Source organism: Mesorhizobium sp. WSM4310, from assembly GCF_007003935.1.
Taxonomy (GTDB): domain Bacteria; phylum Pseudomonadota; class Alphaproteobacteria; order Rhizobiales; family Rhizobiaceae; genus Mesorhizobium.
The window spans coordinates 38,056-45,708 of record NZ_VFTA01000044.1; the positions used below are offsets into that span (position 1 = coordinate 38,056).

A 7,653-nucleotide genomic window follows, 5' to 3' on the forward strand; every position below is an offset into this window, starting at 1 on the left:
CCCGTTCAATCGGGACACTGGACCTCTGTCCGCACCGGTCGGGCGTTGAAACTCACGAAGCTGATGGCGGCCATGATCCAGACGCCGATGCCGCCATAGAGCATCACCCAGCCGAAGCCGTTGCGCAGTGCATTATGGACAACGGAATCGACCGGTCTCGCCGCATCGGTGTTCTCTTGCCGCCTCGCCCCGCCCGGCACCATCGAGGTCAGCCGCAAATTCGGCCTTCCACCGCTGCCGGCGTCGGAGATCGTGCTGTTGTCCACGCTCTCAGACCCGCAATCGCGCGATGCATCGCGCACCCTTGCCATGGCGTTTCGCGAGCACCGTCCGTCGCCGGCGGCCAGCGGCGCGAAGCCCCGGTTCCGCAATTCGCAGATGGTCGACAGCCCCGTCTGAGGCTATCGACCCGCGTCTGTGCGATGGCGCCGAATCTCAGCGATAGTTTTCGACGGCTGAACCCAGTTGCGGCGTGGCATCATCCTCGGTCGGCCGCGAAGGATTGCGCGCCCGGCCGATGGCGGCGCCGAGGCCGAGCGATGCGATCGCCACCAGCGGAATGCCGGCGATCCAGGGTAGGCGCGGTGCCAGCGCGTAAAGCGCCGTGCCGATCGACGGCCCCAACGAGTCCTTGAGGTCGACCGCCACCGACGAAGCCGCCATGTAGGAGCCGCGCCGTGCGGGCGGCGCCAGCGCATTGACGGCGGTCGGCACCAGCGGTCCGACCAGCATCTGCGCGATCGAGCACAGGCTGACCGCTCCGATCAGCGTCAGCATCGCCGGCGACGCGGCGAGCAGCGCAAAGGCGAGGATCGTCGCAAGGCCGGCGCCGACCGTCAGCCAGAGCGCGGATCGTGCCTCGATCAGGCGGCTGACCAGCATCTGCAGGCCGACCGTCAGGGCGGCGGCGTAGGCGAACAGCGCGCCGACGCCGGATGGCGTCAGCGTCCCTGCATCCTGCGCGTAGAGCGGGATCACCGCCTCGATCCAGTTGCCGGCGACCTCGAACAGCACGACCCAGAGCAGCAGCTTCGCCAGCCGGCCGTCGCCGAACGCCGGCAGCAGCGCGGACAGGCCTTCCTCTTCGTTGTCTTCGCCGCCGTGGCGATCGTCGCCGGCGGCGAGGCCGATGCCGATCGTCTCGTTCAGGGCGAAGAGCATCACGATGCCGCCCAGCACAAGCATCGTGCCGCCGGCGAGGAAAACGCTGCGTAGCGATAGCAGCGCCAGCAGGGCGCCGCTGGCCGGTCCGAGAATCTGCCCGGCGCTTGAACTCACGCGCGCCAGGCTGAACCAGCGCGGATGCGCGGATGGCGGGGTCACATCGGCGATCGTGGTCAAAATAGTTGGATGAAGCACTGACTCGCACATGCCGGTTAGAAGCAGCACGATCGCGGTAACGGCGACGCCATGCACGAAGAACAGGGCCAGGAAGCCGGCGCCGACGCCAAGCGACGAGGCGATCAGCACCGGCCGCCGGCCGACCCGGTCGGCGATGCCGCCGATCAGCGGCGCCGCCAGCAGTTCGCCCCCGGCATAGCAGCCGAACAGCAGGCCGATCGCGCCGACGGGAATGCCCGCCTCGCTGCTTGCCCAGAGCGGAAAGAAAGGCACGAGCGCGCCATCGGCGAAACCCGCGCAGAAGAACAGCAGAAGCCCCATCAGGGCTGGGCGCGGGGCTGCGCGCCAGGAGGAAAGAAGCGTGTTGATCATGACGTCACCTGCGCATGGAGGCCGACTGTCGTCGACGGCCCGGGGTTTGCGCGTTGGTTGACGTAAACGCCTACGGTCGCCCTGGAGCGACAAGGAGGTTTGAGCCGCGTGGTAGTATCCAATACGGCGATGGGGCCGGCTTCAGCCGAGCCGCACGGACAATTCGACGTCCTCGCCGAACGGCGTGGACATGTAGCCCGACGCCGGCGAGCGCACCCGCTCGAGATATTCGGGCGAGAAATCGGCATTGTCGGCGATGACCAGCGCGCCTGGCCGCAAGCGGCTCTCGACCAGGCTGAGGATCTCCGGATAGATCGCCTTGGCGCCGTCGAGCAGCAAAAGGTCGATCGTTTCGGGCAGGTCGGTGCTCAGCGTTTCAAGCGCGTCGCCCTCGCGGATCTCCACCAGGTCGATGAGGCCGCCCTCGGTCAGATTGGCCTTGGCCCGCATCACCTTGGACGGCTCGAATTCAGTGGTGATCAGGCGGCCGCCACCATTGTCCCTGAGCGCTGCCGCAAGATAGAGCGTCGAGATGCCGAACGAGGTGCCGAACTCGATGATGATGCGCGCGCCGCTGCTGCGCGCCAGCATGTAGAGCAGCGTGCCGGTCTCCGGCGAGATCGCCAGCCAGAGGTCCTTCAGCCGACCGTAGAAATCGACATATTCGGTCTTGCTGTTGATCAGGCGCGCCCGCTCTTCGTGCGAGAGTCCCGCCACCGGACTGGTTGCGGCATTGGCTTCTTCGAACAGGCGGGCGAGCAGCGGGGCCAGCGGGGCATTGGTCAGCGTCGTCATGAACGTCTCCGGTCGAAATGGCTGCGTGCTTGTGTTGCGCCGAAAATACGAATAATCCTTCAGGTTTCCAATTCGCATTACCGGGCCGAGACATGACCGAACGCCCAAGTCATTCGATTTCCTCACGAAAACAGCCCAAACAGGCTCGCGCGACGGACCTTGTCGCGGCTCTTTTGCAGGCTGCTGTTCAGGTTTTGGAGAAGGAAGGCGCGCAGCGTTTCACCACCACGCGCGTGGCCGAAAGGGCCGGAGTCAGCGTCGGCTCGCTCTATCAGTATTTCCCCAACAAGGCGGCACTTCTGTTCCGGCTGCAGAGCGACGAATGGCAGCAAACGACCGACCTGCTGTGCCGTATTCTCCAGGAGGTCGAGAAGCCGCCCCTCGAGCGGCTGCGCATCCTGGTGCATGCCTTTGTCCGCTCCGAGTGTGAAGAAGCGGCAGTGCGTGGCGCGCTCAACGACGCGGCGCCGCTTTATCGGGATGCGCCAGAGGCTCAAGAGGCGCGGGCTTCGGCGGAGCGCACGGTCGAGATATTCATGCAGGAGACACTGCCCGAGGCCTCCGATGCCACCCGAGCCATGGTCGGCGAGCTGGTCACGACGATGCTCAGTGCGGCGGGACGGGATTTTTCGGCAAGTTCGCGAATGCCGGCGGAGATCGAGACCTATTCCGATGCGATAGCCGATATGTTCTGCGCCTACCTCAGGAGCCTGGGGCACAGGGCCTGAAAGCGCCAGCTGTGGCCGGCCGGCCCGTTGGCGTCACTCTGCCGCCGATGCCAGCGGCCTCACCCTGGCCATCATCGAACGCAGCACCGCCGGTTTCAGCGGCTTGTTGATCACCGCAATATCGAGCCCAGCTGCCGCCGCCCGCACCTCGTTGGACCGGTCGGCGGTGACCAGCACGGCGGTCAGGTCGTTGCCATGGGTCGCACGCAGCCGGGCGATGATATCGAGGCCGGTTTCGCCGTCGAGATGGTAATCGGCAAGCACGATATCCGGGCGGTGTAGCGCGGCGTTCTCCAGATCCCGTGAGCCGGACACGGTATCAACCTTGCATCCCCAGCCTTCGAGCAGCAGCCGCATGCCCTCCAGGATGCGGGCGTCATTGTCGATACACAGCACATGCAGCCCGGCGAGCGAAGCCGCGGCACGGGCGGGAGCCTTGGTTTCGACCTCGCGTCGCGGCTCCTGCACCGCTGCGACCGGCAGGATGACCGAAAAGCGCGTGCCCTTGCCTGGATTGGAGAAGATGCGGATTTCCAGCCGAAGCACCCGGGCGATGCGGTCCACGATGGAGAGGCCAAGGCCGAGCCCTTCGGCTTCGCGCGCGCCTTCATCGAGCCGGGTGAACTCATGGAAGACCGTGTTCAGCTTCTCGCCGGCAATGCCGATGCCGGTGTCGATCACCTGGATCTCCGCCAGTTCGCCGCGCCGCCGCACGCCGACCAGGATGCGACCCCTGCGGGTATACTTGATGGCGTTGGAGACAAGATTCTGGATCAGGCGGCGCAACAAATTGCGATCGGTCACCACCGTCAGCGAAGACGGCATGATCGTCAGGCCGAGTTTTTTCTCGGCGGCCATCGGCCGAAAATCATTGCCGATCTGGCGCAGCAGGCCGTCGAGATTGAAGGCGGTATCGTCCGGCTTCATCGCCCCGGCATCGAGGCGCGAGATGTCGAGCACGGCGCCGAGAATCGTCTCGACCGATTCCAGCGAGGATTCGATATTGACCGCCGCCTTGCCGGCTGGGCCTTTGCCGGCCTTCTCGATCAGCGAGGAACAATAGAGCCGGGCGGCGTTCAGCGGCTGCAGGATGTCGTGGCCGGCGGCGGCGAGGAAGCGCGTCTTGCCGAGATTGGCCTCCTCGGCCAGCATCTGCGCCTGCGCCAGTTCCTCGTTGACCCGGGTCAACTCCTCGTTGACCCGGGTCAGCTCGATGGTGCGGGTCTTGACGCGCTGTTCCAGCGATTCATTGGCACGCTTCAGCGCCAGATCCTGTTCGACGCGCCCGGAAATGTCGGCATAGGTGGCGACGATGCCGCCATCCGGCATCGGGTTGGAGCGCAGTTCCAGGATGCGGCCGCTGGTCTTCAGTTCCATCTGCCAGGGGCTGACGAAGCTGGTCAGCCGGTTGAGCATCGCCACGCGCTGGTCGGCGGGGATGTCGCCGCGCTCGGCGAGGTGGCGCAAGATCTGGTCGAGCGAGACGCCGACCTGGCCCATCTCGTCGGGCAGGTCGAACAGCGCCCAGTACTGGCGGTTCCAGCAGATCAGCCGGAAATCGCGGTCGAAGACGGTGATGCCCTGCTCCATCTGGTCGAGCGCGATCTGCAGGAGGTCGCGGTTGTGCTGCAGCGCCTCGGTGGCGTCGTCGAGCAGGCGGAAGGCATCCCGGGATTCGCGGTCATGGCGCCGGAACAGCAGCGATAGGATCAGCCGCGCCGAGGAGGAGCCGACGGCGCTGGCCAAAAGCTGCTCGGAGAAGCGGATGACCTCCATGCTCGCCTGCTCCTTGCCGTGCAGCGAGGTGCCGTTGGTCTTCTCGAACGACTGGAAGGAACGCTCGGTGCGCTCGACGCCGAGGTAGCGCGCGATCGTGTCCTTGAGGTCGTTGACGGTGATGGCGGTGCGGAAGCGGCGCAGGCTCGGCATCGGACCGGCGTCGCGTGGCACGAAGATCGACGCCTGGATGCGCTCCAGCGGCACCGACGCGCGCGACAGCGAGCCAAGGGCGAAGAACAGCGTGTTGATCGACAGGCTCCACAACACGCCATGGTTCAGCGGTTCGGCGACCGTGCCGAACAGCGCCTGCGGCCGCAATGCCTCGAAACCGAACAGCCCTTGCAAGATGATGTCGGCATCGGGTGCGACAAGCGAGGGCAAAAGCAGTGTGTAGCCCCATATGAGGATGCCGGCGATCATGCCGAGTGCGGCGCCCCTGCCATTGGCGCCGCGCCAGATCAGCCCGCCGATCAGCGCCGGCGCGAACTGCGCGATGGCCGCGAAGGACATCAGCCCGATGGATGACAGCCGCGCGCTGTTGGTGCTCTCGCGATAGTAGAGGAAGGCGATGAACAACAGGATGAAGATCGCTCCGCGCCGCACATTGAGGATGAGCGTCGACCAGTCCTCGTTCTCGGAGGTCGAGGTCTTGAGCAGGCGGCGCACGAACAGCGGAATGACGAGGTCGTTGGAGATCATGATCGAGAGCGCCACGCTTTCGACGATGACCATGGCCGTTGCCGCAGACAGCCCGCCGATGAAGGCCGCCATGGCGAGCACGTCGTGGCCGCTGAACAGGGGCAGCGACAGCACGTAGAGATCGCTGCTGGTGCCGGTGCCGACCAGCGACAGGCCGGCAAAGGCGATCGGCAGCACGAACAGGTTGATCGCCACGAGGTAGAGCGGAAACACCCAGGTCGCGGTGCGCAGTTCGGCTTCGCCGCGGTTCTCGACGATGGTGACGTAGAACTGCCGCGGCAGCATGACGATGGCAAAGCCGCTCAGACAAGTCAGCACCAGCCAGGTGGCGAGCGAGGTGTTGTAGCCCATCGCCTGGCGCACTTGTGCATTCTGCGCCAGCTTGGCGAACATGTCGCCCGGGCCGCCGAAGATCAGGAAGGTGACCATCAGACCGATTGCCAGGAAGGCGGCGAGCTTGACCACGGTTTCGACCGCCACCGCCAGCACCAGCCCGTCCTGATGTTCGGTGGCGTCGGCATGGCGGGTGCCGAACAGCACGGCAAACAAGGCCAGCAGCATGGCGACGACCAGCGAGATGTCGCTGACGAACGGATCGAAAGAGGGCGGCGATCCCGTATAGTGCTCGACCATCAGGCTGACCGAGCCGGAAATCGCCTTCAGCTGCAGCGCGATATAGGGCACCGCCCCGATGGTGGCGATCAGCGTGGCGATCGCCGCGACGGTGAAGCTCTTGCCGTAGCGCGCGCCGAGGAAGTCGGCGATCGAGGTGATCTTCTCGGTCTTGGCCAGCCGCACGATGCGGTTGAGCAGCGGAAACCCGAACACGAACACCAGCACCGGGCCGGTATAGATGCCGAGGAATTCGAGGCCGCGTTCGGAGGAGAGCCCGACCGAGCCGAAGAAGGTCCACGAGGTACAATAGATCGCCAGGCTGAGCGCATAGATGAAGGGTCGCGCACGACCGGGCCCGGAGATGGCCGAGCGGCGGTCGCCCAGGCTGGCGATGGCGAACAGCAACGTCACATAGGCGATCGCGATGATGACGATGAACAAGCCTTGCACGCCCGGAATTTCCTCCTTTGCAGTCTTTCTGTCCGGCTTGTCCGAACGCAATCACAGCTTGGGTCCCAAGTCCATCACGGCTTTGGGTGCATGAAGCGCGTGATTTCTGGAGGCTAACGGCAGGGAAGGAGAAAGCGATTGCTTTCTCCTTTTTGCCCATGTTGCAACCGGAGGTTTTTGTTATGTTGTCGCCGGGTCGATGCGGCAAGGACGGAACGACAGCGCGGCCCGCCATGCAAGGAGGGTCGAATGCTGAAAGAATTCCAGGAATTCATTTCCAAGGGTAACGTGATGGACTTGGCCGTCGGCGTCATCATCGGCGCTGCCTTCGGCAAGATCGTCACTTCGCTGGTCGATGATGTCATCATGCCTTTCATTGGCGCGCTCGGAGGGGTCGATTTCAACAACTACTTCATTGGCCTGTCGCACAATGTAACTGCGACCAACCTTGAAGATGCGCGCAAGCAAGGCGCGGTCTTTGCCTATGGCAGCTTCATCACCGTGGCGCTGAACTTCCTGATCATTGCCTTTGTCATCTTCCTGATGGTCAAGGGGGTGAACAATCTGCGCCGGCGGCTCGAGCGCGAGAAGCCGGCTGCCCCGGCCGCGCCGCCCCCCGCCGATGTCGCGCTGCTCACCGAAATCCGCGATCTGCTCGCCAAGCGATAATTCAGCCAGCCATTGCTGGACCAAAACCCCGGTCGTTCGCGGCTGGGGTTTTCTGTTTTCGTATCTGGTAAAGAGCGGCAAGCCTAGAGCAATTCCAGGAAAAGTGTGAAACGGTTTTCCCGGGAAACTGGAGTGCGCCCCTCGGAGCGGACAGCTTGACTAAGCAGAATTGACTTGGAAGCCGGGCTTTCGAAGGATGGAAGCC

At 64.5% G+C, this 7,653-nt stretch carries 6 protein-coding genes and 1 pseudogene; 3 read left to right on the forward strand and 4 right to left on the reverse strand.

Going from position 1 to position 7,653, the window contains the following annotated elements; genetic code table 11:
* Nucleotides 1-5: 5 nt before the first annotated feature.
* Entirely contained in the window at nucleotides 6-266 is a 261-nt protein-coding gene (locus tag FJV80_RS30340; RefSeq protein WP_185975289.1) for a hypothetical protein, read from the reverse strand.
* Here FJV80_RS30340 and FJV80_RS30345 point away from each other — a divergent pair.
* Nucleotides 148-399 (forward strand): annotated as a pseudogene (locus FJV80_RS30345) (LysR family transcriptional regulator); the annotation flags it as partial. The gene FJV80_RS30340 and the pseudogene FJV80_RS30345 overlap by 119 nt on opposite strands.
* Before the next feature lie 36 nt (nucleotides 400-435).
* Here the strand turns inward: FJV80_RS30345 and FJV80_RS30350 are convergent.
* Together FJV80_RS30350 and FJV80_RS30355 are read right to left on the reverse strand one after the other, a co-directional pair.
* A complete protein-coding gene (locus tag FJV80_RS30350; protein WP_246689089.1) occupies nucleotides 436-1,713 on the reverse strand; it encodes an MFS transporter in 1,278 nt (425 codons plus the stop codon).
* Nucleotides 1,714-1,854: 141 nt separating this feature from the next.
* The gene (locus tag FJV80_RS30355) at nucleotides 1,855-2,508 is read right to left on the reverse strand and encodes an O-methyltransferase (protein ID WP_095787352.1); all 654 of its coding nucleotides are present in this window, start codon (nucleotides 2,506-2,508) and stop codon (nucleotides 1,855-1,857) included.
* Nucleotides 2,509-2,600: 92 nt separating this feature from the next.
* Here FJV80_RS30355 and FJV80_RS30360 point away from each other — a divergent pair, with 92 nt between their 5' ends.
* Nucleotides 2,601-3,236 carry a TetR family transcriptional regulator gene (locus FJV80_RS30360; protein ID WP_142878185.1) on the forward strand — a complete coding sequence of 212 codons (636 nt, stop codon included), beginning with the start codon at nucleotides 2,601-2,603 and terminating at the stop codon, nucleotides 3,234-3,236.
* A gap of 33 nt (nucleotides 3,237-3,269) precedes the next feature.
* Here the strand turns inward: FJV80_RS30360 and FJV80_RS30365 are convergent, their stop codons facing one another.
* Nucleotides 3,270-6,779 (reverse strand): PAS domain-containing hybrid sensor histidine kinase/response regulator, encoded by a 3,510-nt coding sequence (locus FJV80_RS30365; RefSeq protein ID WP_142878183.1) that lies wholly within the window; start codon nucleotides 6,777-6,779, stop codon nucleotides 3,270-3,272.
* Nucleotides 6,780-7,028: 249 nt separating this feature from the next.
* On the opposite strand from FJV80_RS30365, the gene mscL reads away from it, so the two are divergent.
* Complete coding sequence (gene mscL, locus FJV80_RS30370) at nucleotides 7,029-7,448, forward strand: large conductance mechanosensitive channel protein MscL (RefSeq protein ID WP_027047745.1); 420 nt, start codon at nucleotides 7,029-7,031, stop codon at nucleotides 7,446-7,448.
* The last annotated feature ends 205 nt before the right edge of the window (nucleotides 7,449-7,653 follow it).

Bases quoted from the DNA above. Each gene is read 5' to 3' on its own strand.
- FJV80_RS30350 (WP_246689089.1), bottom strand. From the start codon at position 1,713: ATGATCAACACGCTTCTTTCCTCCTGGCGCGCAGCCCCGCGCCCAGCC.
- FJV80_RS30355 (WP_095787352.1), bottom strand. From the start codon at position 2,508: ATGACGACGCTGACCAATGCCCCGCTGGCCCCGCTGCTCGCCCGCCTG.
- FJV80_RS30360 (WP_142878185.1), top strand. From the start codon at position 2,601: ATGACCGAACGCCCAAGTCATTCGATTTCCTCACGAAAACAGCCCAAA.
- mscL (WP_027047745.1), top strand. From the start codon at position 7,029: ATGCTGAAAGAATTCCAGGAATTCATTTCCAAGGGTAACGTGATGGAC.